At 72.3% G+C, this 25,412-nt stretch carries 26 protein-coding genes; 7 read left to right on the plus strand and 19 right to left on the minus strand.

The window, feature by feature from the left end:
• Positions 1 to 123: 123 nt before the first annotated feature.
• From mutM to rsmD, 8 genes are all read right to left on the minus strand, one after another.
• A complete protein-coding gene (gene mutM, locus ACYVJE_RS08475) occupies positions 124 to 1,023 on the minus strand; it encodes a bifunctional DNA-formamidopyrimidine glycosylase/DNA-(apurinic or apyrimidinic site) lyase (protein WP_461144038.1) in 900 nt (299 codons plus the stop codon).
• A gap of 23 nt (positions 1,024 to 1,046) precedes the next feature.
• Positions 1,047 to 1,811: a ribonuclease III gene (gene rnc, locus ACYVJE_RS08480; protein WP_459156920.1), complete on the minus strand. Its 765-nt coding sequence runs from the start codon at positions 1,809 to 1,811 to the stop codon at positions 1,047 to 1,049.
• 14 nt (positions 1,812 to 1,825) lie between these two features.
• A complete protein-coding gene (rpmF, locus tag ACYVJE_RS08485; RefSeq protein ID WP_461144039.1) occupies positions 1,826 to 2,008 on the minus strand; it encodes a 50S ribosomal protein L32 in 183 nt (60 codons plus the stop codon).
• A 2-nt stretch (positions 2,009 to 2,010) separates the two neighbouring features.
• Positions 2,011 to 2,580 carry a YceD family protein gene (locus ACYVJE_RS08490; protein WP_461144040.1) on the minus strand — a complete coding sequence of 190 codons (570 nt, stop codon included), beginning with the start codon at positions 2,578 to 2,580 and terminating at the stop codon, positions 2,011 to 2,013.
• 182 nt (positions 2,581 to 2,762) lie between these two features.
• A complete protein-coding gene (locus ACYVJE_RS08495) occupies positions 2,763 to 3,503 on the minus strand; it encodes a DivIVA domain-containing protein (protein WP_461144213.1) in 741 nt (246 codons plus the stop codon).
• 178 nt (positions 3,504 to 3,681) lie between these two features.
• The gene (locus ACYVJE_RS08500; RefSeq protein WP_461144041.1) at positions 3,682 to 4,143 is read right to left on the minus strand and encodes a guanyl-specific ribonuclease; all 462 of its coding nucleotides are present in this window, start codon (positions 4,141 to 4,143) and stop codon (positions 3,682 to 3,684) included.
• A 273-nt stretch (positions 4,144 to 4,416) separates the two neighbouring features.
• Positions 4,417 to 4,899, minus strand: a complete 483-nt coding sequence (gene coaD, locus ACYVJE_RS08505) for a pantetheine-phosphate adenylyltransferase (RefSeq protein ID WP_461144042.1) — start codon at positions 4,897 to 4,899, stop codon at positions 4,417 to 4,419.
• Positions 4,900 to 4,968: 69 nt separating this feature from the next.
• Positions 4,969 to 5,619, minus strand: a complete 651-nt coding sequence (rsmD, locus tag ACYVJE_RS08510; RefSeq protein ID WP_461144043.1) for a 16S rRNA (guanine(966)-N(2))-methyltransferase RsmD — start codon at positions 5,617 to 5,619, stop codon at positions 4,969 to 4,971.
• Between the two features lie 366 nt (positions 5,620 to 5,985).
• On the opposite strand from rsmD, the gene ACYVJE_RS08515 reads away from it, so the two are divergent.
• The gene (locus tag ACYVJE_RS08515) at positions 5,986 to 6,279 is read left to right on the plus strand and encodes a phenolic acid decarboxylase (protein WP_461144044.1); all 294 of its coding nucleotides are present in this window, start codon (positions 5,986 to 5,988) and stop codon (positions 6,277 to 6,279) included.
• Here the strand turns inward: ACYVJE_RS08515 and ACYVJE_RS08520 are convergent.
• The 5 genes from ACYVJE_RS08520 to ACYVJE_RS08540 form a co-directional block, all read right to left on the minus strand.
• A complete protein-coding gene (locus ACYVJE_RS08520; RefSeq protein WP_461144045.1) occupies positions 6,260 to 9,637 on the minus strand; it encodes a pyruvate carboxylase in 3,378 nt (1,125 codons plus the stop codon). The two genes, ACYVJE_RS08515 and ACYVJE_RS08520, sit on opposite strands and share 20 nt — an antisense overlap.
• A 525-nt stretch (positions 9,638 to 10,162) precedes the next feature.
• Positions 10,163 to 12,430: an ATP-dependent DNA helicase RecG gene (gene recG / locus ACYVJE_RS08525; protein ID WP_461144046.1), complete on the minus strand. Its 2,268-nt coding sequence runs from the start codon at positions 12,428 to 12,430 to the stop codon at positions 10,163 to 10,165.
• A gap of 148 nt (positions 12,431 to 12,578) precedes the next feature.
• Positions 12,579 to 13,112 (minus strand): PepSY domain-containing protein, encoded by a 534-nt coding sequence (locus ACYVJE_RS08530; protein WP_461144047.1) that lies wholly within the window; start codon positions 13,110 to 13,112, stop codon positions 12,579 to 12,581.
• Positions 13,113 to 13,217: 105 nt separating this feature from the next.
• Positions 13,218 to 14,510, minus strand: coding sequence for a sensor histidine kinase (locus ACYVJE_RS08535; RefSeq protein WP_461144048.1), 1,293 nt, complete (start codon positions 14,508 to 14,510; stop codon positions 13,218 to 13,220).
• Positions 14,510 to 15,208, minus strand: a complete 699-nt coding sequence (locus ACYVJE_RS08540) for a response regulator transcription factor (RefSeq protein ID WP_459156930.1) — start codon at positions 15,206 to 15,208, stop codon at positions 14,510 to 14,512. Before ACYVJE_RS08540 ends, ACYVJE_RS08535 begins: the two co-directional genes overlap by 1 nt.
• A 55-nt stretch (positions 15,209 to 15,263) precedes the next feature.
• On the opposite strand from ACYVJE_RS08540, the gene ACYVJE_RS08545 reads away from it, so the two are divergent.
• Positions 15,264 to 15,725 carry a hypothetical protein gene (locus ACYVJE_RS08545; RefSeq protein WP_461144049.1) on the plus strand — a complete coding sequence of 154 codons (462 nt, stop codon included), beginning with the start codon at positions 15,264 to 15,266 and terminating at the stop codon, positions 15,723 to 15,725.
• Between the two features lie 222 nt (positions 15,726 to 15,947).
• Here the strand turns inward: ACYVJE_RS08545 and ACYVJE_RS08550 are convergent, their stop codons facing one another.
• Together ACYVJE_RS08550 and ACYVJE_RS08555 are read right to left on the minus strand one after the other, a co-directional pair.
• A complete protein-coding gene (locus tag ACYVJE_RS08550; RefSeq protein WP_461144050.1) occupies positions 15,948 to 16,637 on the minus strand; it encodes a YdcF family protein in 690 nt (229 codons plus the stop codon).
• A 786-nt stretch (positions 16,638 to 17,423) separates the two neighbouring features.
• Positions 17,424 to 17,600: a hypothetical protein gene (locus tag ACYVJE_RS08555; RefSeq protein ID WP_461144051.1), complete on the minus strand. Its 177-nt coding sequence runs from the start codon at positions 17,598 to 17,600 to the stop codon at positions 17,424 to 17,426.
• Positions 17,601 to 18,024: 424 nt separating this feature from the next.
• Here ACYVJE_RS08555 and ACYVJE_RS08560 point away from each other — a divergent pair, with 424 nt between their 5' ends.
• Together ACYVJE_RS08560 and ACYVJE_RS08565 are read left to right on the plus strand one after the other, a co-directional pair.
• The gene (locus ACYVJE_RS08560; RefSeq protein WP_461144052.1) at positions 18,025 to 18,879 is read left to right on the plus strand and encodes a helix-turn-helix domain-containing protein; all 855 of its coding nucleotides are present in this window, start codon (positions 18,025 to 18,027) and stop codon (positions 18,877 to 18,879) included.
• An 11-nt stretch (positions 18,880 to 18,890) separates the two neighbouring features.
• Positions 18,891 to 19,094, plus strand: coding sequence for a DUF397 domain-containing protein (locus tag ACYVJE_RS08565; protein WP_461144053.1), 204 nt, complete (start codon positions 18,891 to 18,893; stop codon positions 19,092 to 19,094).
• Between the two features lie 304 nt (positions 19,095 to 19,398).
• On the opposite strand, the gene ACYVJE_RS08570 is transcribed toward ACYVJE_RS08565, so the two are convergent.
• Positions 19,399 to 20,994: a DAK2 domain-containing protein gene (locus ACYVJE_RS08570; RefSeq protein ID WP_461144054.1), complete on the minus strand. Its 1,596-nt coding sequence runs from the start codon at positions 20,992 to 20,994 to the stop codon at positions 19,399 to 19,401.
• Positions 20,995 to 21,400: 406 nt separating this feature from the next.
• On the opposite strand from ACYVJE_RS08570, the gene rpmB reads away from it, so the two are divergent.
• Positions 21,401 to 21,592: a 50S ribosomal protein L28 gene (gene rpmB / locus ACYVJE_RS08575; RefSeq protein ID WP_459160054.1), complete on the plus strand. Its 192-nt coding sequence runs from the start codon at positions 21,401 to 21,403 to the stop codon at positions 21,590 to 21,592.
• Positions 21,593 to 21,660: 68 nt separating this feature from the next.
• Here rpmB and ACYVJE_RS08580 read toward each other — a convergent pair whose 3' ends face one another.
• The 3 genes from ACYVJE_RS08580 to ACYVJE_RS08590 all read right to left on the minus strand — a co-directional run bounded on the left by ACYVJE_RS08580 (position 21,661) and on the right by ACYVJE_RS08590 (position 24,212).
• Positions 21,661 to 22,242 carry an Rv1733c family protein gene (locus tag ACYVJE_RS08580; RefSeq protein WP_459156936.1) on the minus strand — a complete coding sequence of 194 codons (582 nt, stop codon included), beginning with the start codon at positions 22,240 to 22,242 and terminating at the stop codon, positions 21,661 to 21,663.
• 228 nt (positions 22,243 to 22,470) lie between these two features.
• Complete coding sequence (locus ACYVJE_RS08585; RefSeq protein ID WP_461144055.1) at positions 22,471 to 23,145, minus strand: uracil-DNA glycosylase; 675 nt, start codon at positions 23,143 to 23,145, stop codon at positions 22,471 to 22,473.
• Between the two features lie 101 nt (positions 23,146 to 23,246).
• Complete coding sequence (locus ACYVJE_RS08590) at positions 23,247 to 24,212, minus strand: thiamine-phosphate kinase (RefSeq protein WP_461144056.1); 966 nt, start codon at positions 24,210 to 24,212, stop codon at positions 23,247 to 23,249.
• A 96-nt stretch (positions 24,213 to 24,308) separates the two neighbouring features.
• On the opposite strand from ACYVJE_RS08590, the gene ACYVJE_RS08595 reads away from it, so the two are divergent.
• Both ACYVJE_RS08595 and ACYVJE_RS08600 read left to right on the plus strand, forming a co-directional pair.
• Positions 24,309 to 24,542 carry an Lrp/AsnC ligand binding domain-containing protein gene (locus ACYVJE_RS08595; RefSeq protein WP_459156939.1) on the plus strand — a complete coding sequence of 78 codons (234 nt, stop codon included), beginning with the start codon at positions 24,309 to 24,311 and terminating at the stop codon, positions 24,540 to 24,542.
• Positions 24,543 to 24,631: 89 nt separating this feature from the next.
• Positions 24,632 to 25,210, plus strand: a complete 579-nt coding sequence (locus ACYVJE_RS08600; protein ID WP_461144057.1) for a DUF3515 domain-containing protein — start codon at positions 24,632 to 24,634, stop codon at positions 25,208 to 25,210.
• Positions 25,211 to 25,412 lie beyond the last annotated feature (202 nt).

A 25,412-nucleotide genomic window follows, 5' to 3' on the forward strand; every position in this document is an offset into this window, starting at 1 on the left:
CGGCCGCCCACTCTTGACCCCTACCGGCAGCAACGGCTCCAGCTTCGCCCACTGCTGATCGGTCAGATCTCCACGTCCCACACCAAGATCATCTCACCCAGAGATCCACTTCTGAAACACGCCCTAGTAGTGCGCGTTGCGCGGGCGGGGCTGGCACGCGGGGCAGCTGTAGGCCGAGCGGTTCATGAACACGTCGCGGCGCACCGCCGCACCGCAGCGCGGGCACGGCAGGCCCGTCCTGCCGTACACCGACAGGGAACGCTCGAAGTAGCCCGATTCGCCGTTGACGTCGACGTACAGCTCGTCGAACGAGGTGCCGCCCGCCTCCAGCGCTTCGCGCATCACCGCGGTGACCGCGTCGAACAACCGGTGCACCGCGGGGCGGTTCATCGTCGCAGTGGGACGGGCCCAGTGCAGCTGCGCCCGCCACAGCGCCTCGTCGGCGTAGATGTTGCCGATGCCGGAGACGAGACCCTGGTCCAGCAGCGCGCGCTTCACCCCGGTCCTGCGCGCGCGGAGCCGCTCGGTGAGCGCGGCCAGGTCGAAGGCCTCCTCGAGCGGGTCGACGGCGATGTGCTCGATCGGCTTCGGCACGGCGAGCCCGGCGGCGGGCACGAGCTCGGCCAGGTGCAGGCCGCCGAACGTGCGCTGGTCCACGAACCGCAGCTCGGGACCGCCGTCGGCGAAGCGGAACCGCACCCGCAGGTGCCGCTCGTCGGCAGCACCGGAGGGCTGCACGAGCAACTGTCCGCTCATGCCCAGGTGCACGACCACGGAGTCGCCGAAACCGGCGTCGGCGGCGGTGGGCTGCTCCTCCGCGCCGAGCTCGCACCACAGGTACTTGCCGCGGCGCCGCACGCCGCGCACGCGGCGTCCGACCGTGCGGGCGGCGAAATCGTCCGCACCGGGGACGTGGCGCCGCACCGCGCGCGGGTGCAGCACCTCGACCGCGGCGATGGTGCGTCCCGCGACGTGCTCGTCCACCCCGCTGCGGACGACTTCGACTTCCGGCAGTTCAGGCACGACACGTCCTCGGCGGTCGGGGGCTACTCCGAAGCGCCCGCTCCGGCCGCGTCCTCGGCCCCCGCGGCGACCTGGCTCTCGGAGAGCGCGCGCCACGCGGTCTCAGCGGCCTTCTGCTCGGCCTCCTTCTTGGTGCGGCCGTCACCGCGGCCGAGCACGTCACCACCGACGGACACCGAGGCGTGGAACTCCTTGCGGTGGTCCGGCCCCTGCTCGTCGACGTGGTACTCGGGCACGCCGAGCGAGGAGGCGGCGGTGAGCTCCTGCAGACTGGTCTTCCAGTCGAGCCCCGCCCCGCGCTGCGGGGCCTCGTTCAGCAGCGGGTCGAACAGGCGGTGGATGACCTCGCGGGAGGTGTCGATACCGCTCTGCAGGTACACGGCCCCGAGCACGGCTTCGAGCCCGTCCGCGAGGATGCTCGCCTTGTCCCGGCCGCCGGTGAGCTCCTCACCGCGCCCCAGCAGCAGGTAACTGCCCAGGCCGCCGTCACCGAGCTGGCGGGCCACACCGGCCAGCGCGTGCTGGTTGACCACGCTCGCGCGCAGTTTCGCCAGCTGCCCCTCCGGAAGATCCGGGTGGTCGTTGTACAGCCGGTCGGTGATCACCAGTCCCAGCACCGCGTCACCCAAGAACTCCAGCCGCTCGTTCGGCGGCAGTCCCCCGTTCTCGTACGCGTAGGACCGGTGCGTCAGCGCGAGGGTGAGCAGCTCGGCATCGATCTCGATGCCGAGCGCCCGCAACAGTGCACTTCGGTCGGCCTTGCGGCCCCGAGATTGCTTTCCCCCCACAGCTCAACCGCCGATCAGGCAGGCTGCCCGACCTGGCGACCCTTGTACTGGCCGCAAGCCGGGCAGACCGTGTGCGGCAGCTTCGGCTGACGGCACGAACGATTCGGGCACTCCGAAACCGTGGGAGCCGACGCCTTCCACTGCGAACGACGGTGGCGAGTGTTGGAGCGGGACTTCTTGAACTTCGGGACGGCCACGACTAGCTCTCCTTCTCGGTCCCGCCGAACCGCTCACGCAACGCGGCCCAGCGCGGATCAATGGTCTCATGCGTGTGGTCAGCGGCGAGGTCCACCCACTTCGCCCCGCAGCCGGCGCACAACCCCGGGCAGTCCGGGGAGCACACCGGGGCCGAGGGCATCGCGGGCAGCATCGCGTCGCGAACCACCGACTGCAGGTCGATCTGATCGTCCGCGATCCGTTCGACCTCGTCCTCCTCGGTGCTGGCGTCCGTCGCGCTGTCCGGGTACGCGAACAGCTCCCGCACCTCGACCTCGACCTCCTCCGCGACCGGGTCCAGGCAGCGGGCGCACTCGCCCGCCAGATCCGCCGCGGCGGTGCCGGACACCAGCACGCCTTCCACCACGGACTCCGCCAGCACGTCGAGCCGCACCGCAGCACCGGTCGGAACCGAGATCAGGTCCAGGCCGAACCCCTCCGGAGCGGGGACCTGCCGGGAGTACGCGCGGCTGCTCCCCGGCTGGTGCGCCAGTTCCCGGACATCGAGGATCCAGGAGTCCCCGGGGACGTGCGCGTCGGCTTGCTCAGGCATCACAGATCCGGTCGTGCTTTCGGTACGCGGTCGATGAGTGGGCCGGCGGTCGGGTGCGACGATCCCGAGTGACGGCGTCACCCGAGGCCAGCCCGTCCAGGCTACGCGAACAGCGCGCGCACCTGACACAGGGCCCGCGCCGCCGCGCGAGCACCGCAACGGCGGACCCGCCGGTGCGCCGCTCAGTTCGCCGGCGCGTGGTCGGAGGAGGACTCCTGCCAGTCCTCGTAGTCGAACGGCTGGTTCAACGGGGTGCGCAACTGCTGCCTGCCCCGGCCCACGGTCCGCAGGGTGCGCGAGAGGAGGTCCTCCAGCTCGCCCAGGCGCGAATCGACGTAGGCGTCGCAGTCGCTGCGCAGCCGCTCGGCGTCGCTGTTGGCCTGGTCCACGATGCGCTTGGCCTCGGCGTGGGCCTCCTGGGCCACCTCGGTGTCGGTGACCAGGCGGGACTGCTCCGACTTCCCCTCGTGCACGGACTGCTCGTACGCCGCCCGCCCGGCCTGCACCATCCGGTCGGCCTCCGCCTGCGCACGGCTGATGTAGTCCTCGTACTCCCGCCGCCCGGACGTCGCGGCCTGCTCGGCCTCGGCGCGGGCCTCGGCCTTCACCTGGTCGGCCTGCTCGCGCGCGTCGGCCAGGAGCTGCTCGGCCTCGGCGCGGGCCTCGGAGACGGTGCGCTCGGCCTGCTGGCGCGCCTCGGTGAGCCGCTGCTCGGCCTGCGACTCGGCCTTGGACACGACGTCGTCGCGCTGCTCGAGCACGTCCTGGGCGTCGTCGACCTCGCGCGGGATGGCGTCCCGCACGTCGTCGAGCAGTTCCAGCACGTCCCCGCGCGGCACCACGCAACCGGACGTCATCGGCACGCTGCGCGCTTCTTCGACGATCGTGACCAGCTCGTCGAGAGCCTCGAACACCCGGTACACCTTGATCCCCCTGCCGTCGTCGCCGCCTCGGGACAAGCATGTCAGAGCACCCGCGACCGGCGATCACGGGTAGTGCCCCCGCCAGTCTGCCCCTGATCGGCCGCCGCGTCCCGCAATTTCGGCGATCCGCGTGTCCACGGCCGCAGCACGTCCCGGGGCGGCTCGGCGGAGCGGTCGGTCAGGCGTTGACGTCGGTCAGCCGGAAGCTCTCGTAGTGGTCGGCGGTGTAGAAGTACTCCTCGCCCCGCCCGACGACGAACCGGCGGGCACCGCGGTCGTCCTCACCGGGGGTCTCCACCGTGTACTCCTTGTAGTAGCCCTCGGCGCAGTCCGGCAGGATGCCCTCGCGGTTCTCGAAGGTCTGTCCGTCCTGCGGGTACGGGAACGGGCCGCCCTGCTGGATCAGCTCCACCGTGTCGGCGGCTTCCGGCGGGAGCTGGGAGAGGTCGACGCGTTCGAACTCGCTCGTGTCACCGCACGGCGCGGCCGCCACCTGCGCGGGCGGAGCCGCGGCTGCGGGGGTTCCGGCCGCGGGAGCTTCGGCCGCGGCCGCCCCGGCGGGTGCCAGGACGAGCACCGCGGCGAAGAGCGCGGCGACGAGGGGGCGCGTGCTGGTGCTGTTCCGTGTGATCCACCGCATGGTCGCTGACCGTAGCCGCGCTCGATGACCTCGAAGGGGCGTTGACGTGAACACGTCGGACTCTCACCCGCTCGGGCGATAACGCGGGAGGTCCGGATCGCCGCCCGGGAAGGGGCCCTCCTGCGCACGGGAAGCGGTCCCCCCGGGCCTCCCGGCACCGGGGGAACGCCGGCGAGGGTCCTGCCCGCTCCCGCGGTCCGACGAGGTTCCAGCAGGCCCCGGCACCGCAGAGCCCCGGGACCGCAGAGCTCCGGTACCGCAGGACTCCGAGCCTCAGGAGGTCTCGGCCAGGCGCTCGCGCAGCCGCTGCTCGATCTTCGGCGGCAGCAGCCCGGTCACGTTCCCGCCGTAGGTGGCGACCTCCTTGACCAGGGAGGAGGCCAGGAAGCTGTACTCCGGGTTGGTGGACATGAACAGCGTTTCCACACCGGACAGGCGCTGGTTCATCTGCGCCATCTGCAGCTCGTAGTCGAAGTCGCTGACCGCGCGCAGCCCCTTGACGATCGCACCGATGCCGTTGTCCCGGCAGTAGTCGACGAGCAGCCCGTGCCAGGAGTCGATGCGCACGTTCGGCCAGCTCGCCGTGACGTCGGCGAGCATCCCCATCCGCTCGTCCACGGTGAACAGGCTCTTCTTGTTCTTGTTCACCAGCACCGCGATGACGACTTCGTCGAAGAGCTTCGCGGCTCGTTCGATGATGTCCAGATGGCCGTTCGTCACCGGGTCGTACGACCCCGGACACACCGCGCGCCTCATGAGGCGGAACCGTAACAGCGCATAGCACCCTCCCCCACGCGCGCGTGGTGTGGCTCACCACGCGCTCACTCAGCTGTTCCCGCTCGCCGCGGAGGCCTCGGCGTCCGCCACTCCCCCGGCGCTGCCCGGGGCTTCGGTGTCCGCCGGGGCTTCGGTGTCCGCCGGTTCGTGGAGGGCCCAGTACACCACCGTTTCGCCGTAGCGGCGCACGCGCGTCTGCCGCAGCGGCTCCGGCCACTCCCAGGCGTCGCCCCGGGTGGACTGCTCCATCACGACGAGGCCGCCCGCAGCCACCCAACCGCCGGTGACCAGCGCTTCGAGCACCTGGCGCAGGTGCGCTCCGGTCAGCGCGTACGGCGGGTCGGCCAGCACCGCGTCGTAGGGCGCGTCCGCGTGCGCCGCCAGCGCGGATTCGGCCTTGGCCACGGTGACGGCGGCCGAGCGCTGCTGGCCGAGCGAGCGGATGTTGCCACGCAGCGTCTCCGCGGCGCGGCGGTCCGATTCGATGAACAGGGCGTGCTCGGCACCACGGGAGAGGGCTTCCAGACCCATGGCACCGGACCCGCCGTAGAGGTCGAGCACGCGCGCGCCGTCGAGGTCGAGCATCGCTTCCAGCGCGTTGAACACCGCCTCGCGGACCCGCTCGGACGTGGGGCGGGTCCCCCGTTGCGGCACGTGCAGACGCCGGCCCCCGAGGCTGCCGGCCACAATGCGGGTCACGAGCACCATCCTCCGTTGCGCTACCGGCGCGCCGCCGATCCCCTCCGCGCCGCCCCGACGAGCCCGCGGAGCCCTGGAACCCTGCGGAACCGCGCCGGGACCGCTCCGCGGACGCCCCGGGCTGTCGGACATTCCCCGGGAGATGCCCGAACCCCCGGGCGCAGGCCTCCTCGTTCCACCGGGCACGGCCTCACCTCCAGGATAGGTCCTGCGGGGCAGCAGGTCGCTGCCCGGGACGGCAGCGAGGCCAGCACCGGACCTCGGCTCCGGCACGAGAGGCCCGATGAATTTAGTTTTCCCAAGGAATCAGTTGACTGCCCTGGAAGCGGGAGATCGGCACACGCTCCGCACTCCGGAGGGACGAGCATGACGGCGGCGGCGGACCCCGCTCCCGAACAGGATCTTTCCGGCATTCTCGGCGCGCGCTTCCCCTGCACCTGCGCCAACGGCTGGCAGTACGAGATGTACGCCAAGAACGCCACCGCGATCGACTACCGCGTCCGCGCTCACGCGGACGAGCGAACCGGCCGCGGAGACCGGACGAGGGGACCGGCCGAGGGGGCCGGAGCACCCCGCGGGGCTCCGGCCGGACCGCAGCTCGGGCCGGGCGGGTGCCGCGGCACGGCACCGGGAGCCGGGGTCACCCGAGCTCGACGATGAGGTCGCCTCCCTCCACCTGCTGCACGGCGGCGATCGCCAAGCGCTTGACCTGCCCGGCCTGCGGCGCGGTGATGGCGGCCTCCATCTTCATCGCCTCGATCGTGGCCACGGTCTGACCCGCGTCGACGCTCTCGCCCTCGGCCGCGGCGAGGGTCACGACCCCGGAGAACGGTGCGGCCACGTGCCCCTGGTCGGTGCGGTCGGCCTTCTCCGCGGCGGGCAGTTCGGAGGACACCGAGCGGTCCCGCACCTGGATCGGCCGCATCTGCCCGTTGAGCGTGGCCATGACGGTCCGCATGCCCCGCTGGTCGGGTTCGCTGATCGCCTCCAGGGCGATGATCAGCCGCACGCCCGGCTCGAGGTCGACGGAGTACTCCTCCCCCGGCCGGAGCCCGTAGAAGAAGTCCTTGCTGCGCAGCAGCGACGTGTCGCCGTAGGCGGCGCGGTGCTCCTCCAACGTGGCGGTGGGCTTGGGGAACAGCAGCCGGTTCAGCGTGGCGCGCGGGTTCTCCCGCAGCCCCTGCTCGTCCTCCTCGGACAGCTCGGTGACGCCCCGGGTGGCGGTGCGCCCCTCCAGCGCGCGCGTGCGGAAGGGCTCCGGCCACCCGGCGGGCGGGTCACCGAGCTCGCCCTGCAGGAAACCGATCACCGAGTCGGGGATGTCGAACCGGCGGGGATCGGCCTCGAAGTCCTCGGGGGAGACCCCCGCTCCGACGAGGTGCAGCGCGAGGTCGCCGACGACCTTGGACGAGGGGGTGACCTTGACCAGGTGCCCGAGCATGCGGTCGGCCGCGGCGTACATCGCTTCGACGTCCTCGAACCGGTCGGCGAGCCCGAGGGCGCGCGCCTGGGTGCGCAGGTTGGACAGTTGCCCGCCGGGGATCTCGTGCTCGTACACGCGCCCGGTCGGCGAGGCCAGGCCGGCCTCGAAGGGCTGGTAGATGCGGCGGGCCGCTTCCCAGTAGGGCTCCAGGTCGCACACCGACCGCAGGTCGATCCCGGTCGCCCGGTCGGTGTGGTCGGTGGCAGCGACGATCGAGGACAGCGCCGGCTGGGAGGTGGTGCCCGCCAGGGAGGCGCTGGCGCCGTCGACGGCGTCCACCCCCGCCTGGATGGCGGAGAGGTAGGTGGCCAGCTGGCCGCCGGGGGTGTCGTGCGTGTGCAGGTGCACCGGCAGGTCGAACTCAGCGCGCAGCGCCGACACGAGAGTGGCCGCCGCGGGCGCGCGCAGCAGACCGGCCATGTCCTTGATCGCGATGACGTGGGCGCCCGCTTCGACGATGCGCTCGGCCAGCCGCAGGTAGTAGTCCAGCGTGTACAGGTCCTCGTTCGGATCGGACAGGTCGCCGGTGTAGCACAGCGCCACTTCGGCGACCGAGGACCCGGTGTTGCGCACGGCCTCGATCGCGGGGCGCATCTGCTCGACGTCGTTGAGCGCGTCGAAGATGCGGAAGATGTCGATGCCGGTTTCCGTGGCCTCGCGGACGAACTCCTCGGTGACCTTGGTGGGGTACGGCGTGTAGCCGACCGTGTTCCGCCCGCGCAGCAGCATCTGCAGGCAGATGTTCGGCATCGCCGCGCGCAGCTTCTCCAGGCGCTCCCACGGGTCTTCGGCGAGGAACCGCAGCGCCACGTCGTAGGTGGCGCCGCCCCAGCACTCCACGGACAGCAGCTCCGGGGTCGCGCGGGCGACGTGCGGGGCCGCTTCGAGCAGGTCCCTGGTGCGCAGCCGGGTCGCCAGCAGCGACTGGTGCGCGTCGCGGAAGGTGGTGTCGGTGACGCCGACGGCGGAGCGCTGCCGCAACCAGCCGGCGAACCCCTCGGGGCCGAGTTCGTCGAGCCGCTGCTTCGACCCGGCCTGCGGTGCGGCACCGCCGTGCAGCTTGGGCAGTTTCGCCACCGGTTCGACGGCGGTCGGCCGCGGGCCGTTGGGCTGGTTGACGGTGACGTCGGCGAGGTAGGTCAGCATCCGAGTGCCGCGGTCGGCGGAGTGCCGCGCGGTGAGCAGTTGCGGCCGCTCGTCGATGAAGGACGTGGTGACGCGCCCCGCCGCGAAGTCCGGGTCGTCGAGCACCGCCTGCAGGAACGGGATGTTGGTGGCCACACCGCGGATGCGGAACTCGGCGACGGCCCGGCGCGCGCGTGCGACGGCCGTGGAGAAGTCGCGGCCGCGGCAGGACAGCTTCACCAGCATCGAGTCGAAGTGCGCGTTGATGCTGTTGCCCGCCATCGCGGTGCCGCCGTCGAGCCGGATGCCCGCGCCGCCCGGCGAGCGGTAGGCGCTGATCATGCCGGTGTCCGGGCGGAACCCGTTGGCCGGGTCTTCGGTGGTGATGCGGCACTGCAGCGCGTTGCCGCGCAGCCGGATCTGGTCCTGCTGCATGGACAGCTCCGGCAGGCTCGCACCGGCGGCGATGCGCATCTGCGACTGCACCAGGTCGGCGTCGGTCACCTCTTCGGTGACGGTGTGCTCGACCTGGATGCGCGGGTTCATCTCGATGAACACGTGCCGGCCGTGCTCGTCGACGAGGAACTCGACGGTGCCGGCGTTGCGGTAGCCGATCTGGCGGGCGAACCGCACCGCGTCGCCGCAGATCCGCTCGCGCAGCTCGGGATCGAGGTTCGGTGCGGGGGCGAGCTCGATGACCTTCTGGTGCCGCCGCTGCAACGAGCAGTCCCGCTCGTACAGGTGCACGACGTTTCCGTGCGTGTCAGCGAGGATCTGCACCTCGATGTGCCGCGGGTTGACCACGGCCTGCTCGAGGAACACGGTCGGGTCGCCGAAGGCGGACTCGGCTTCGCGCATCGCCGTGTCGAGCGCTTCGCCGAGCGCGGCGGGGTCGTCGACGCGCCGCATGCCGCGCCCGCCGCCGCCGGCGACGGCCTTGACGAACACGGGGAACGGCATGTTCTCGGCGGCCGCGAGCAGCTCGTCGCGGTCGCGGGAGGGCTCCGAGGAGTCGAGCACCGGTACGCCCGCCTCGGCGGCGGCGGCCACGGCGGTGGCCTTGTTGCCGGTCATCTGGAGGATCTCGTGGCTCGGCCCGACGAAGGTGATGCCGGCCTGCTCGCAGGCGCGCGCGAGCTCGGGGTTCTCCGACAGGAACCCGTAGCCGGGGTAGACCGCGTCCGCGCCGGAGCGCTGCGCCGCAGCGATGATCTCGTCCACGGAGAGGTAGGCGCGCACCGGGTGGCCGGGTTCGCCGATCTCGTAGGACTCGTCGGCTTTGAGCCGGTGCATGGAGTTGCGGTCCTCGTGCGGGAAGACCGCGACGGTCCCGGCCCCCTGTTCATAGGCGGCGCGGAAGGCTCGAATCGCGATCTCCCCGCGATTGGCGACGAGCACCTTGCGGAACATTGCCGGCTACCTCCTACGGGCGGGTGTCGGTTGATGCTCGAACATTACCGCGAAATTTCTCCGGAGCGGGAGAACCTCCCGCGTGGTGAAACGCGCATCAGCTTCATGACCTGCACGGACTCGCCAGCGACACAAGCGAGCAGGAGGAGAAAATTTTTGGAAATTTTTCGTTCAGGTAAGAAGGGGCGAGCAGCGGGGCGCGGACCCGCCCGCCGCACGCCCCCGCGGCGCTCGCCGAACCCCCACCGGTCCTGCGCCGAACATGCCCAAGATGCGCGGCGACTCGGCGTGCGCCTGGGAATCCACCGGCAGCGGCCCGGTGGAGCAGCTGGTCCGCACGCCCTTCCCGGCCACCGTGGAGGACGTGCGCGGGCCGCGCGAGGGGCCGAGAAGGACTTCGTCAGGTCGTTTTGCGCACGGTTGAGGGCGGGCGGCTGGGGGCAGATGGGAGGAACCTCCTGCACGGCTCTCGCTCCGGGTGCTCGACCTCGAGTAGCGATGTGTCAGTGACACAACAAAGCACCACTAGACCTTCTCCAGGTACTCGGCCTGCTCGTCGGCGACCAGCTCGTCGACCATCCGCCGCAGGCCCTGGTGGCGCTGGAGGCGCGGATCGTCGCTGGTGAGCCGCTCCGCCTCCTCCCGCGCCCGGGCGATGACGTCCTCGTCCCGCAGCAGCGAGAGCATCCGCAGGCCGGAGCGGCGCCCCGACTGCGCCGCTCCGAGGATGTCGCCCTCGCGCCGCAGCTGCAGGTCCAGCCGCGCGAGTTCGAACCCGTCCGTGGTGGAGGCGACCGCGTCCAACCGTTCGCGCGTGGTCGTCCCCGCCAGCGCTTCGGTCACCAGCAGGCACAGCCCGGGGGCGCGGCCGCGCCCGACGCGGCCGCGCAGCTGGTGCAGCTGGCTCACGCCGAACCGGTCGGCGTCCATGATGACCATGACCGTCGCGTTGGGCACGTCCACGCCGACCTCGACCACCGTGGTGGCCACGAGCACGTCGAGCTCCCCCGCGGCGAAGGCGCGCATCGTCTCGTCCTTGTCCTCGGAGGACAGTCTCCCGTGCAGCTCGCCGATGCGCAGGTCCGACAACGGGCCGCGGCGCAGCTGCTCGGCCACGTCGAGCACCGCGAGCGGCTGCCGCTGCCCGTTCCCGGAGTCACCTGCGGCGTCCTCATCGGACTGGTTGCTCGCCCCCTCCTCGTCCGAATCCGATGTGGACTCCTCGGAACGCCGGGAATCGGGATCATCACCGATGCGCGGGCAGACGACGTAGACCTGGTGGCCGGTGCCGACCTCCTCGCGGATGCGCTCCCACGCCCGGGTCAGCCACGCGGGTTTCTCCGCCGCCGGCACCACGCTCGTGCTGATCGGGGGGCGCCCGTGCGGCAGTTCCCGCAGCGCCGAGGTCTCCAGATCGCCGTAGACGGTCATCGCCACCGTGCGCGGAATCGGCGTCGCGGTCATGACCAGCACGTGCGGGGACATCCCCGCCCCTGCGCGCCCCCGCAGGGCGTCGCGCTGCTCCACCCCGAAGCGGTGCTGCTCGTCCACGACCACCATCCCCAGGTCGGCGAAGGACACCTGGTCCTGGATCAGGGCGTGCGTGCCGACGACGATGCCGGCCCGCCCCGAGGTCGCGTCCAGCAGGGCCTGCCTGCGCTGCGCCGCCGGCAGCGAGCCCGTGATCAGCACGATCCGCGTGGCCTCGTCGTCAGCGCCGAGCTCGCCGCCGCGCGCCAGCTCGCCGAGCAGTTCCGCGAGCGAGCGGGCGTGCTGGGCGGCGAGCACTTCGGTCGGCGCGAGCATCGCCGCCTGCCTGCCGGAGTCGATCACCTGCAGCATCGCGCGCAGCGCCACCACGGTCTTGCCGCTGCCCACTTCCCCCTGCACCAGGCGGTTCATCGGGTGCTCGGCCGCCAGGTCGGCGGCGATGTGCTCGCCCACCTCGCGCTGGCCCGTGGTGAGCTCGAACGGGATCCGCTCGTCGAAGCGGCTCAGCAGCCCGCTCTCCCGGGGCGGGCTCGCGGGCGCGGGCTGGTGCTCGACGTCGGCGCGCTGCCGCGCCAGGGCCAGCTGCACCGCCAGCGCCTCGTCCCACTTGAGCCGCTCCTGCGCGGCCTCCACGTCCGCGTGGTCCTGCGGCAGGTGGATCCGGCGCAGCGCCGATTCCAAGTCGGACAGCTCGTGGCGTTCGCGGACCTCAGCGGGGAGCGGATCGTCGGTGCCGTCCCAGACGTCGAGCACCTGCCGGACGCAGCGGGCGATCGACCAGGACGGCATCCCCTGCGCGGCCGGGTACACGGGAATCAGCGCTGCCGCGAACTCCTCGGCGGCCGAGTCCGCGTCGGCACCGTCCGAAGTGAACAGCTGGTACTCCGGGTGGGCCAGCTGGAGCTGGCTGCGGTAGGCGGTGACCTTGCCCGCGAACATGCCGCGCCGCCCCGGCTGCAGCTCCCGCTCGCGCCACGCCTGGTTGAAGAACGTGCAGATCAGCGAACGCTGACCGTCGGTGATCCGCGCTTCGACGATCGTGCCCCGGCGGGAGCGCATGTTCCGCTTGCCGACGCGCTCCACCTGGGCGAGCACCGTCGCGTGCTCGCCGATCTCCAGGCCGGAGATCTTGGTGAGCTCGCCGCGCTCGGCGTAGCGGCGCGGGTAGTGCCGCAGCAGATCGCCCACCGCGCTCAAGCCGAGCGCGGAGTCGAGCGCTTTGGCCGTCTTGCGCCCCAGGACGCGGTCCAGCCGGGTGTCCCCGGTGGTCGTCGTCCGCCCCTGTTCCGAATTCGTGGTCATCGTGCACGTCACCAGCTTCGATCCGAACTCCCGCTGAGAAAGCTATCGGATCGGGCCGACACCGTGCGCACCACCGGTCCCGCCGGGGCCGTGCCGCCGCGCGGGGCGCCCGCCCGGGCGCCCCGCGCGGCGGCGGGGGCAGTTCGGCTCAGTCGTCGGTGTCCTCCTCGAAGGAGACGATCTGCCCGTTGTCCGCGTTGATCTCGACCTCGTACTCGGTGTTGCCCTTGCGGAGGTCGAGCTCCCACTCCACGCCGTAGCAGCGGTCGAGGTCGATCTCGGTGGCGCTCGCACCGGGCACCTTCTTCAGCGCGATCCGCTCGGCCTGCTTCTCGTCGACCGAGGGCTGCCCGGTCGAGCAGTGCTCGGGCCACGGGTTGCCCCGGTGGGGGTGCGCCCGGTCCGCGTCCGGACCGGTGCGGATCTCGTCCGGGTCGGGCCCGGTGTAGTGCTCGCCCGGGCCGGTGTAGATCTCATCGGGGTCCGGTCCGGTGTAGGGCTGGTCGGACTGCTGCTGCGCCGACGCCGGGCGGACTTCGGCGGGCTGACCTCCGTTCTGGCCCCCGTCGCCTGCGAACGCGACCGCCGTGCTGCCCAGCGCCAGCACTCCGCCGGTAACCGCGACCGCTCCGATCAGCTTCTTGTTGCCCATCACGCCGTGCCTTTCCACGTGTCCTTCCATCGGGCTCCGCGTCTTCGCGTCGCCGTCGACCACGACGTTCCCAGCGGTGCGACTAACCGGGCGCTACTCGAGCGCTAAGAAAAAGTTAAAAAGCGTCATCGCAGGTCACGAAGCTGCGCTCCCGAGCTCGACGGTCACGCGGGCGCCTCCGCCGGGCGCCTGCTCCAGGCGCACACCGCCACCCGAGTCGACGGCGGCGCGGCGGACGATGTCCAGGCCCAGACCGCTCGACCCGCTCCCGCTGGCCCCGCGCCGCAGCGGACCGGTGTCCGAGGTCGGGAAACCCGCGCCCTCGTCGTCGACCACCAGCAGCACCACGCCGTCCCCGGGCGCCAGCGTCACGGAGAACCCGACCCCGTCCTCGGTGTGGCCGAAGACGTTGCCGAGCAGCGCGTCCACGCACGCGGCCAGGTCCGCCCCGCTGACCGCGACCGGCAGCGGCCCCGCGGCGAGGTCGGTGCGCACCTCGCGGTCGGTGTCCTCGGCGAGCACCGACCAGAAGGACACCCGCTCGGACACGACGGCGGCCGCGTCGCAGTGCTCCGCGACCTCGCCGGTGGAGGTGCCGCTGCGCCGCCCCGCCTCATCGATGATCCTGGTGACCGCGCGCTGCAGCGCGTCCACGTGGTCGGTGATCCGCTGCGACTCGTCCGGGTCGGACAGCGCTTCGGCGTCCAGCCGCAGCGACATCAGCGGCGTGCGCAGCCGGTGGGACAGGTCCGCGGCGCGCTCGCGCTCCTCGGCGAGCAGCTCGCGGATCCGGGCGGCCAGGTGGTTCAGCGCGGTGCCGACGTCGCGCATCTCCTGCGGGGCCTGGACCCGGGCGCGCGCGTCCAGCTCCCCGGACGCCAGCCGGTGCGACACCCCGGCGAGCTCCCGCGTCGGACGCACGAGACCGCGCGCCATCCGGTCGGCGACGAGCACGCTCAGCGCCGACAGCGCCGCGCCCAGACCGGCCAGCAGCAGCCACGCGCGGTGCACCCCGCGCATGAGCTCCGCCTCGCTGACCGCGGTGCGGATGACCGCCCGACCGCCGGCGGCGTCGCCCACCGACACCACCACTTCCACGCCGTCCTCGGTGTCCACGGTGAGGCTGCGGCCCCGCTCGGCCAGCCGCACCGCCGGAGTGCGCTCGGACTCCGCGCCGAGCTGCGTGCCGTCACCGCGGAAGACGGTGACCGGGAACCGCCCCTCGGCGTTGGCCTGCTGGACGCTGAGCTCCAGCACGCGCGGATCCGCGGTGGACACCACCGAGGTGAGCGCCTGCGCCTGCACGGTCGCGTCGTTGACCGCCCTGTCGAAGGCCACGGTGCGCGCCAGCACGGCCAGCGGGATGAGGAAGGCCACCACCACGAGCACGGTGGTGGCCACGACGAGCAGCGCGATTCGCCGCCGCATCAGGAGGCACCCCCCTGCTCCTCGGGGGTGCCCAGCCGCACGCCCACCCCGCGCACCGTGTGCAGGTACCGCGCGTTCTTCGCGGTCTCCCCGAGCTTGCGCCGCATCCACGACAGGTGCACGTCCACGGTCTTGTCCGCTCCGCCGTAGGGCAGCTGCCACACCTCGGTGAGCAGCTCCCGCTTGCTCACCACCTGCCCGGGGCGCAGGGCGAGGTAGTGCAGCACGTCGAACTCCCGGGGGGTCAGCTCCAGCACCGCACCGTCCAATGTGGCCGTGCGCGAGGCGGGGTCGAGGCGCAGTCCGCCCACGACCAGGACCTCGGGAGCCGGGCGCTCCCCGCCGCGCCGCAGCACCGCGCGGATGCGCGCGTCCAGCTGACCGGCCCCGAACGGTTTGACGACGTAGTCGTCAGCGCCCGAGTCCAGCACCTCCACGATCTCGTCCTCCGCACCGCGGGCCGTGGCCACCACGACCGGCACGCGGCTGACCGCGCGGAGCATGCGCAGCATCTCCCGCCCGTCCAGATCGGGCAGGCCGATGTCGAGCACCACCACGTCCGGGTTCTGCGCCACCACCTGGTTCAGCCCGTGCATGGCGGTCGCCGCCGAGGTGACGGCGTGCCCGAGTTCGTGCAACGCCTTGCTCAACGAGCTGCGAATGGTCGCGTCGTCCTCGACCAACAACACTTGCGCCACGCACCGCACCGTAGCCCGCTCGGCTCGCGGGCCACGGCTTGGCATAGTGGACACCATGGTTCGCCCCACCCGCGTCGCGCGCACCGCCCTGGCGGTGGTGGGTTGGTTGGCCGCCGCCGCTGTCGCGGTCGCGGTCGGCCTCGTCGCCGTCTCCGCCCTCGGGCGCGGCATCCTCGCCCCGGGACCGCCGATGACCGATCCGAGCGAGGTCGAAGCGGAGCTGGCCCGCCCCGCGCCGCCCGCGCCGGCGGACCCCGCGCCCGAGGGGCCGAGCGGTCGGCCGCAGGAGCGCCACGTCGAACGCACCCCGGGCGGGACCGTGGTGGCCGGCTGCGACGAGGCCGGGCAGGCCTCGCTGCTGTCCTGGAGCCCGGCGCAGGGGTTCCAGGCCGACGACGTCCAGGACGGCCCGGCCGACGAGGCGGAGATCACCTTCGAGTCCGACGAGCGGGACGTGGACGTCTCCGTGCAGTGCCAGGAGGGGAAGCCCCGCACCTCGGTCGAGGTGGACCACTAGCTGCACTGCCCCGTGAGGTCGGGTACGCGGCTGATGGGTGGGCCGCCGGTGCTGGTGTGGTGGCGGTGGTGGTGGTTGTAGCCGTGCAGCCAGGCGGGCAAGGCTGCGCGCCGTTGGTCTCGGTGCTGCAGGGCTGGGCGTAGGCCCGTTCGTCGAGCAGTGTGCGGCGGGCAGCGCAACGACCCCGCCGCGGGCCACGGGGCCCTGCGGTTTCCGGTCCTCTCACGGGAGCAACCGTGCGGTGTAGCCCGCCTCGACCAGGCGCCGGTACGACCGGTCGACCTCGGCGGGAACCTCCTGCGGCGCGGCGAACCCGAGCTCGGCGTAGCGGGTGATCCGCTGGGTGTCGCCGACGAGCATGGACACGACCCGCTCGGCGTCGCCGACCGAGCGGACGTAGTCGTCCAGCGCGAGCCGCTGCGAGCTGCACACGACTTCCACCTCGGGCCAGACCTCGCGGGCCGTGGCGAAGGCGCGGCGCTGCTGGTACGGGCGGCAGACCAGCAGCACCGAAGCGACCTGGTGGCCCCGCGCGGCGAGCAGGTCGCGGGTGAACGCGATGTTCTCCCCGGTGTTCGTCGCAGCGGGTTCGACGAGCACGGCCGAGTCGGGCACCCCGCGGGTGAGGGCGCGTTCCCGGTAGTGCACCGCCTCGCCGCGCGGGAACCGCGCCACCGTGGTCGGTGCGTTGGCACCGGTGAACACGATCAGCGGGAACATCCCGGCGGCGTACAGCTCGGCGGTGTGATCGGCGACCCCGGGGTCGTGGCTGCCCAGGCCGATCCCCGCGTCGCACGGCCGCGGCTCGTGCCCGAGGTCGTGATAGCGCCACAGGCGCTCGACGTCCGCGCGCAGCTCCTCCGGAATGGCCGGTACCGGTGTCCCCACGGCGTCCTCGCACAACTCGATCAATCCGGGATGTTGAACGTGCAGGATCCGCGTTGCGCGGTGCCCGCACCACCTCGATACGCGCTCCGGGACTCTGGCACCACGTGGTGGTGCGCTGGGTAGCGGTGCGCTGTCTCCCGCCGTTGCAACGCGTCCAGGCTTCGCCGCAACCCGGGTAGGAACGCCGTCGGCTCCTCCGCCCCGGCCCACGTCCCCCGCTGCGACAACCAGTGGCCCACCCGCACCCGCGGCTGTGCCACCGGCTCGACGTCCGCCTCGGCTGCGATCACGCAGTTCGGGCACACCCGGTAGCCGCCCGCGGCCTCCGGCACCGGCGCCGTCTTCCGATAGGCGACCGCCCGCACCTGGTGCCCGCACGCACCCGGTGATGAGTGCACCGACGCACGCTCATCCGGTATTGCGAGGTGGAACACCGACTCCCGCTTGCTCGCCACCCATACCCGATCACCGGCCACCGGCAGCGGCGGCGAGGCTTCCCCCATGTCCGGCACGGGCTCCACCGGCGGACGGGGCGGGTTCAGCCTTTTCCCGAACCACCCCACTCCTGCCGGTGATCGTCATACGAGCCCCAGGCCAGCCACATCAACAGCGGCACCGCCACAGCCAGCAACACCACCGAGAGCACCACCGGACACACTCCTCCCTGTCCGCGAAATCCCTTGTTTGCGCAAGTCCTCGTCCCGGGAAGAATCCGAGCGCGCTGCAGCGCGGAATCCACGCACTCGCGAAACAACGCCGCACGCCGGTGAATCCGGCCGCGCGACTACCCCAGCACCCAGGGAAGCACCGCTAGCGCCGCACCTCGCGCGGCAGCGCCCGCTCCACCGCGATCCCGTGGCAGAAGTACTCGTGCCACGCCACGGCGTCGTGATACCGGTCCTGATGCCCGCAGCCGGCCATCACGCAGCGGTACACGAACAACACCTCCGTTCCCGGCAACTCCACCCGCTCAGGCACCAGGGCCACCGCCCTCCAGTTCGCCACCGAGACCAGGCGGCGTGCGCACGGCGGACTCGGCCGCACCGGACCCGCTCAACTGAGCCGCCAAGGCCACGCAGGACATGCACGGCATCCCCGCCACCGCGTCGACGCCCTCCACCTCCGCAGCCAGAAACCCCCGGCCGCACAGCGATCGCAACGCACCGTCCGCACGCCCACCAGCGCGCACGTGCACCACCCGCTGCAACTCGCCCACAACACCGGGGCGATACCGAAACCGCTGCACACAGCCTCCAACCCGATTCACAGACCCAGTCATTCCGCCAAGGCCCCTTTTCGATCTTCCTCAGAGTAGTAGCACAATCAGAAAGTCCGAGTCAGTAATTCCTAACTAGAAGCCACCTGAATGGAGTAGAGACGGCCGTGACAAGCCCGCGACGGGCCGTGGAAGATGACCTACATGGTCAACTCAGACACCCTGAACCCGGCTGTCCGCAGGGTCCAGCTTGGGATCATCCTTCGCCTGCTCCGGGAGCGTAGTCAGCTGAAGCCGAAAGACATCGCTCCGAAGCTCGGCTGGTACCAAGCCAAGGTGACCAAGCTTGAGAAGGGCGGCGTCACCATCAGCGCGGCAGAGATAGACCGGCTCATTGAGCTTTACCAGGCCGAAACTCCTGAGGCTGAGAAGGTCCGCCGTCTCGGCACCGAGGCCCGCAAACGAGACCGCCCTTCGCGTGTACCTGACTGGGGCCAGACGTACGCCGCGCTCGAAGCCGCAGCAGCAGAGATCAAGGTCTACGACGGTGAGCTCCTGCCTGGCATGTTGCAGACTGAGGCCTACGCGCGTGCCGTATTGTCGAACTCGCTGGAGAACACTGCTGACGAGATCGACGAGCGTGCCCGTGAACGCGTGCAGCGAGGGGATCGGCTCAACATCGACGACGCTCCGAACCTGTGGGCAGTCTTCGGCGAAGCCATCCTGTACCGCTTGGTGGGCGGACAGCACGTCTTGCGTGACCAGTTGCAACACCTGGTCGAGCTCACCGCGAAGCGCAACGTGACCATCCAGGTTCTGCCCTTTTCGTCAGGCGAGCACGTCGCTCTGGGCACGGGGTTTACGTTGCTCCATCTTGCGGATCCGATGGCGACGTTCGCGTACCTTGAAGGGCTGACGGACGCTGACTACCTCGATCGCCCCAGCCACACCGCCGCATATCAACACGTGTTCGATAAGCTCCGTGTCGCGGCATTGAGTGACCATGAGTCAACGAAGATGCTCGAACGGCGGATCGACGAACTGACCTAGGAGGGGTACTCATGCGAGCCCCGGACCTCGGCCCGGTCGCGTGGCGGAAGTCCAGCCGCTCTACCGGCAACAACAACTGTGTTGAAGTCGCGAGTCTCCCGGAGGCTACGGCTGTCCGGGACTCCAAGGACCCCGAAGGCGCCGCGTTCATGTTCGAGCGGCGCACCTGGACGAGGTTTCTCACGGCGCTCAAGCGCGACGAGCTTGGTACCTGAAGGCCGTCCGTGCCCACGGCAAACTACCGCAGCTCAGGTTCGCCTCGTCCCACGACTGGAAGTCCACCCGTTCTGGCGTAGCTGCACATGGTTGCGATAAGCGGCAACGCTTGCTTCTCGGGCCAAGAGAGGCCATGGAGGTGCGGGATTTCGCGCCTTCCAGCTGCACACCTCGGCACCGTCCCGAGCTGGGACACCGACCGTGGACCCGGGCAGCGGCGGGCGGCTGATCCGCTCGTGCGGGGTTGGCCCGGACGCCGTGGCGTTGTCGCACAGCGGCGCCACCCCAGCTCCAGCTGCGCCCTCACTCGATGCCGAGCAGGAGCACCGCGTCCAGGTCCGGTGCGCTGTGGGCGGTGAACTCGACCTCGGGGTGCCTCCGGCGCAGGTGGCCGCCCAGCTCCTCCGCCAGCTCCGGGTCGGCGACGAGCGCGCTGAGCAGTTCCCCGCCGGTGTCCAGCACGCGGTCGACGAGCTCCCGCGCACCGCTGAGCCGGTCGGCGGCGATGAGCACGACCTCGCCGTCCACCAGGCCGAGCACGTCCCCGGGCCGGCACCGGCCCACCCAGGTCAACGCCTCGGTGTCGGCCACGCGCAGCTCCCCGCGGCGGGTCGCCGCGGCGGCCTCGGCCATGGCGACGTGATCGTCCGAGCGCCGCCGGTGCGGATCGTGCACGGCCACCGCCGCCAAGCCCTGCACCGGCGAGACGGTGGGCACGACCACGACCTCCTGCCCCTCGCGCTCGGCCTGGCGCGCCGCGGCCTCCGCCGCAGCGGCGACCTCCGCGTCGTTCGGCAGCAGCACCACGTGGGTCGCCGCGGTCTCCCGGACGGCTGCGCCCAGGCGCGCGGCACCCGCGGAGGCGTCGAGGAGCACCGCGTGCACGCCCTCGGCGGTGAACAGCTCGGCCACCGAGGGGCTCGGCGCACCGGCGAGGACGGCGCTGCGCACGCCGGCGGGGGGTTCGGCCGGGGTCGCGTCGGCGAACCGCGTCACGGAGATGCGGTGCACCCGGCCGGACTCGATGCCGCACTCGATCGCCGCGCCGATGTCGTCGCAGTGCACGTGCACCGCCCAGGACTCCGCGCCGTCCCCGGCCACCGAGATGCAGTCGCCGAGCTCGGCCAGGCGCTGCCGCAGCTGCTCGGCGCGCTCCGGGGTGGTCCCGGACAGCAGGTACATCACCTCGTACTCGAAACCGCCGGCGGGCGCCGCCCCGCCCGCCTCGGTCGCGTCCTCCGCGGCAGCGGGACCGCCGGGCGGTTCGGCGGCGAGACGCCGCCCGTCGCAGACGGTTTCGTGCAGCGCGTCCAGCAGGACCACGAAACCCCGCCCGCCGGCGTCGACCACGCCCGACTCCCGCAGCGCGGACAGCTGGCCGGGTGTGGCGGCGAGCGCGTCGACCGCGGCCACCGTGGCCGCCCGCACCACCTCGGCCAGCTCGCCGCCGCCCAGTTCACCGCCGCGGTCGGCGGCCTCGGCCGCGGCCCGGGTCACCGACAGGAACGTGCCCTGCGCGGGTTCCGCGACGGCCGCGGCGGCCGCCCGCTCCGCCTGCCGCAGCGCGGCGGCGAGCGCCGCCCCGTCCCCGGTGGCGCACCCGCCGAAGGCCGCGGCGAAACCGCGCAGCGCCTGGGCCAGCAGCACGCCGGAGTTTCCGCGCGCGCCCGCGACCGCGCCCTTCGCCGCCGCCTCCAGGGCGGCCCCGAGGTCAGCAGCCCCCACCGGGGCCATGGCGCGCCAGCCGGCGCGAGCCGTGTGCAGCAGGTTCGTCCCGGTGTCCCCGTCGGCGACCGGGTAGACGTTGATCCGGTCGATGGCGGCACGCTCGTCGGTGAGATGCCCCACCGTCCGCGCCATCCAGCGACGAGCAGCGGAGACGTCCAGCGTCCGCAGCACCGGCCCCTCCTCGTCCGTGTCGTGCGCCCCGCAGCCTAGTAGCCCGCCGGGCCGCGCCAGGCGTTCAGCAGTCGGAGGCCGGCACCGAGTGACTCAGCTCGCACGTGGCACCGCTCCGCTGCACACCGCGGCGGGGCGGGCGGTACGCTGCGCGGGACAGCACGGTGCGCCGGGACAACGGACCCGCCGCGCGGGGGGAGGACCCCGGTGAGCTACACTGATCCGGTCCCGGGCGGCGAAACCCAGGGCGACCGCGTTCCCGTGGGAACCGGACTCGGGGCGCCTAGCCGCCAACGGCGGTACACAGCAAGCGCAGTCACCCCTGGGTGACAGACCACACGCAAGTGGGAGTCGCTTGCGTGGCTCTCATCGCTGTAACCGTCAACGCGAAGAAGGGGTGTCTGACGTGGCTGCCGTCTGCGACGTCTGCGGCAAAGGACCTGGCTTCGGCAACTGGGTCTCGCACTCCCACCGGAAGACGAGGCGCCGGTGGAACCCGAACATTCAGACCGTGCACGCCAAGATCGGTCTCTCGCAGCGCAAGCGGATGAACGTGTGCACCTCCTGCCTGAAGGCGGGCAAGGTCGTGCGCGGCTGAAACCGCATCTCGTGCGAAAAACCCCGGGCCGGTCGGACCGACCCGGGGTTTTTCGCGTCCGCGGGGCGTCAGTTGGGTTGACCCCGCCAGCGCGGTTCCACCTTCTCCCACTCCTCTTCCCAGGCGTGCAGGCGCCGCCGCGTGATGTACCAGCGCGCCGCGCCGTAGCCGAGGGCACCGGTGACCGCGAAGCCGACGGCCACGAACGCGCCGGTCACCCCGGCTGCCTGGACGGCATCGCCCTCGGTCATGGGCGGGCTGGTGATGTCGCCGGACCTGTCGACCCAGACGGGCACCTCGGGCCGCGATGCGACGTTGCGGGGCACGTCGACGATGGCGAACCGCGCGTCGTCGCCCCGGCCGAGCCGTACGGCCACGCTCTCCACGCCCCGCTCCTGCGGCGCGCGGGCGACGACCGTCGCCGCGACCTCGTTCTTCGCGCTCTGCTCGGCCCGGGCCTGGTCGACCCCCCGGGCCAGTTCCAGCTGACCGACGAACATCGCGGTGACGAAGCCGCCGATGAGGAACGCGACCAGGAGCGCCACCGCGAGCGGCTCGAACCAGTCCGTGCCGCGCCACAGCGGATTCGCGCGGTCTCGCCCCCCGCGGAACAGGAACCGCAGGCCGAAGGGCGTCCTCCCGGCTGCCATAACGAGCCCTCTCCCCGCAGTGACCAGCACTGACGCTACGGATGGCCCCGTCTGTTCCAATGTACGTCCGAGACGGAGCCTCCCTCCAGCACTGGCCGGACGCAGCCCCGCTAGTCACTGGACCGGGTGACGAGCGCCCGGTTCGTCCCAGCGCACCGGGGCGCGGTGCTGCGCTCCGGGCCGTGCGGCGAGCTCCTGAACGGCGGGCTCGGCTCCCCCGCGCCGGGGCTACGGGAGCTTCCAGTCGACGGGGCGGCCGCCCTGCTGCTCGAGCAGCTCGTTGGCCTTGCTGAACGGGCGCGAGCCGAAGAATCCGCGGTCGGCCGACATGGGGCTCGGGTGCGGGGACTCGACGCAGGCCACGCCGGGCATGAGCGAGCGCAGTTCGCGCGCGTGCCGGCCCCACAGCACGGCGACGAGCGGTTCGGAGCGCCCGGCGAGCGCGCGGATGGCCTGGGCGGTCACTTCCTCCCACCCGCGTCCGCGGTGCGAGCCGGGCTTGTGCGGTTCGACGGTCAGCGCCCGGTTGAGCAGCAGCACGCCGCGCTCCGCCCACGGCGTGAGATCGCCGCTCGACGGCATCGGGTGCCCCAGGTCGGAGACGTACTCGCGGAAGATGTTGACCAAGCTCTTCGGCGGGCGCACGTCCGGCGCCACGGAGAAGCTCAACCCCACCGCGTGCCCCGGCGTGGGATACGGGTCCTGGCCGACGATGAGCACCCGCACGTCGTGGAACGGCTGCTGGAAGGCGCGGAGCACGTTCTCCGGGGCGGGCAGGTACGTCCGCCCCGCGGCGACCTCGTCGCGCAGGAACGCGCCCATCTCGGCGATGCGGTCGGCCACGGGCTCGAGCGCCTCGGCCCACCCGGCCTCGATCTGTTCGTGCAGAGGACGTGCTGCCATGCTCGCCAGCTTAGGGAGTCCGCGGACGGGCCGTCGCGGGTGGGTGGCCGGGGAGCGCCGGGCACCCCGGCGAGCCCTCGCGCTGGGCGTGACCGGACTCCCTAACGCCAGTGCTGCCAACCGGATTCCGCGTCGAACTCCGCCCCGTCGACGGTGACCCCGCTGCCTTCGGCGACCTCGCCGAGCACGCGCCACCCTCCGGGCACCGCCGACCCGGCGGGGAACGTGGCGGCGAGCGCCTGGTCCTCCCCTCCGGTGAGCACCCAGGTCCGCGCGTCGGCGCCGAGCGCCGAGGCGACCTCGCTCAACCGGTGCGGCACGTCGAGCAGTTCGGACCGCACGTCGATGGCCACATCGGACGCCGCTGCCACGTGGCCGAGGTCGGCCAGCAGTCCGTCGGAGATGTCCACCATGGACGTGGCGCCGGCTGCTGCGGCCTGCGGACCGGCGTCGTAGGGCGGTTCGGGGACGCGGTGGGCGCCGACGACGGCCAGCGGCGAGCGGAACCCGCGCGCGAGCACCGCGTACCCGGCCGCGGACCAGCCGAGCCGCCCGGCGACGGCGAGCACGTCGCCCGGGCGCGCACCGGCGCGGGTGACGGGTTCCCGCCCGCGCAGGTCGCCGAGGGCCGTGACGGAGAGGGTGAGCACGCTGGAGGAGACCATGTCCCCGCCGATCACGCCGACGCCGACCTTCCCGCCTTCCTCCGCCAGCCCGGCGGAGAGGCCGTCGACCAGGTCGAGCGGCGTGCCCGCGGGGCAGGCGAGGCCGACGAGCAGTCCGGTCGGCTCGGCCCCCATCGCGGCGATGTCGGAGAGGTTGACCGCCGCGGCCTTGCGGCCGACCTGGTGCGGCGTGGACCAGTCGAGCCGGAAGTGCACGCCGTCGACGAGGACGTCGGTGCCGGCGACGACGCTGCCGCCGGGGGCCGCGAGCACGGCCGCGTCGTCGCCGGGTCCCAGCAGGGTCGCCTCCGACTGGGAGCGCCCCGCCGCCACCCGGGAGATCAGGTCGAACTCACCGAGCTCAGCGATCGTGCGCGTGTTCTCCGTCGCATCGGGCCCCAACGGAAACCGTCCTTCCTCGAGTATCGGCTCGGGGCAGTGGGGTACTACGCTGCCAGTTTCCTACCCGAGTGCAGGGACGAGCGGAAAGGGCACACCGTGGTACAGGCGTACATCCTCATCCAGACCGAGGTCGGCAGGGCCGCCGACGTCGCCTCGGAGATCGCCGGCATGCCCGGCGTCCTCACCGCCGAGGACGTCACCGGTCCGTACGACGTCATCGTGCGCGCCGAGTCCGAGAACGTCGACCAGCTGGGCAAGATGGTGGTCGCGCGCATCCAGAACGTCAGCGGCATCACGCGCACGCTCACCTGCCCGATCGTCCACCTCTGAGCCCGGCGGCCGGCTGCTGGGGTTTTGCCCACCGCGCATCCGTCCGGGGGGTGTGCGCGGTGGCCGGCCTGCGATGCTGTAGTGGGTGCGTGCGCAAGCAGACGGTGTCCGGAATCCCCAAACCTGCCTTGATCGCGGCGATCGCGCTGAGCGCGGTGCTGGCCCTGGTCGTGGCGGGGCTGGGCGCCTACTCCCGGTACACCGAGCACCAGCGCCAGCAGGCCGTCGAGCGGGCCGAGCAGGCGCGGCGCTCCGGCCCGCTGGCGATGCCGCCCGTGCCCGCGCCCGCTGCCGGCGGCCCCGAGTGCGCCCGGGTGGTGGAGGCGCTGCCGGAGTCGCTCGAGATCGGCGGTCAGCAGGTGCCGCGGCGCGCGATCGCCCAACCCGCCCCGGACGGCGCCGTGGCCTGGGGCGATGCGGACCACGACCCGATCACCCTGCGCTGCGGGGTTCCCGCTCCCGCTGAGCTGCGGCCGACCTCGCCGCTGGTCGAGGTCAACGGGGTGCGCTGGCTGGAGATCAACCAGGCCGGGGACACCACGTGGCTCGCCGTGGACCGGTCGGTCTACGTGGCGCTGACCCTGCCCGCCGGTTCGGGCAGCGCTCCGCTGCAGGACCTCGCGAACGTCCTCGGCTCGAGCCTGCCGGAGGGCGAGGTCTTCAAGTAGCACCCGCGGGCCGAGGCCCCTCCCACCCCGCGCCGGTCCGCTCCCGCGCCGTCCGCTCCAGCACCGGTCCGCGGAGGTTCCGCGCCAGCACTGCTGCACCGACGTGCTGCCGTCGGCGGGGGCGCGGAACGGTGCGCCGGGGTGCGCGTGCCGGGGACGAAGACGCGGCGCCGCCCGGCCGAGATCCACGAGGACCTCGCGA

Source organism: Salinifilum aidingensis (assembly GCF_054782015.1).

Coding starts and splice junctions, on each gene's coding strand:
- ACYVJE_RS08530 (WP_461144047.1), bottom strand. CDS start 13,112: ATGGAAGGACACGTGGAAAGGCACGGCGTGATGGGCAACAAGAAGCTG.
- ACYVJE_RS08520 (WP_461144045.1), bottom strand. CDS start 9,637: ATGTTCCGCAAGGTGCTCGTCGCCAATCGCGGGGAGATCGCGATTCGA.
- recG (WP_461144046.1), bottom strand. CDS start 12,430: ATGACCACGAATTCGGAACAGGGGCGGACGACGACCACCGGGGACACC.
- ACYVJE_RS08500 (WP_461144041.1), bottom strand. CDS start 4,143: ATGCGGTGGATCACACGGAACAGCACCAGCACGCGCCCCCTCGTCGCC.
- ACYVJE_RS08535 (WP_461144048.1), bottom strand. CDS start 14,510: ATGCGGCGGCGAATCGCGCTGCTCGTCGTGGCCACCACCGTGCTCGTG.
- ACYVJE_RS08585 (WP_461144055.1), bottom strand. CDS start 23,145: ATGGCAGCACGTCCTCTGCACGAACAGATCGAGGCCGGGTGGGCCGAG.
- ACYVJE_RS08560 (WP_461144052.1), top strand. CDS start 18,025: ATGACCTACATGGTCAACTCAGACACCCTGAACCCGGCTGTCCGCAGG.
- ACYVJE_RS08580 (WP_459156936.1), bottom strand. CDS start 22,242: ATGGCAGCCGGGAGGACGCCCTTCGGCCTGCGGTTCCTGTTCCGCGGG.
- coaD (WP_461144042.1), bottom strand. CDS start 4,899: ATGAGGCGCGCGGTGTGTCCGGGGTCGTACGACCCGGTGACGAACGGC.
- ACYVJE_RS08515 (WP_461144044.1), top strand. CDS start 5,986: ATGACGGCGGCGGCGGACCCCGCTCCCGAACAGGATCTTTCCGGCATT.
- ACYVJE_RS08545 (WP_461144049.1), top strand. CDS start 15,264: ATGGTTCGCCCCACCCGCGTCGCGCGCACCGCCCTGGCGGTGGTGGGT.
- ACYVJE_RS08565 (WP_461144053.1), top strand. CDS start 18,891: ATGCGAGCCCCGGACCTCGGCCCGGTCGCGTGGCGGAAGTCCAGCCGC.
- ACYVJE_RS08490 (WP_461144040.1), bottom strand. CDS start 2,580: ATGCCTGAGCAAGCCGACGCGCACGTCCCCGGGGACTCCTGGATCCTC.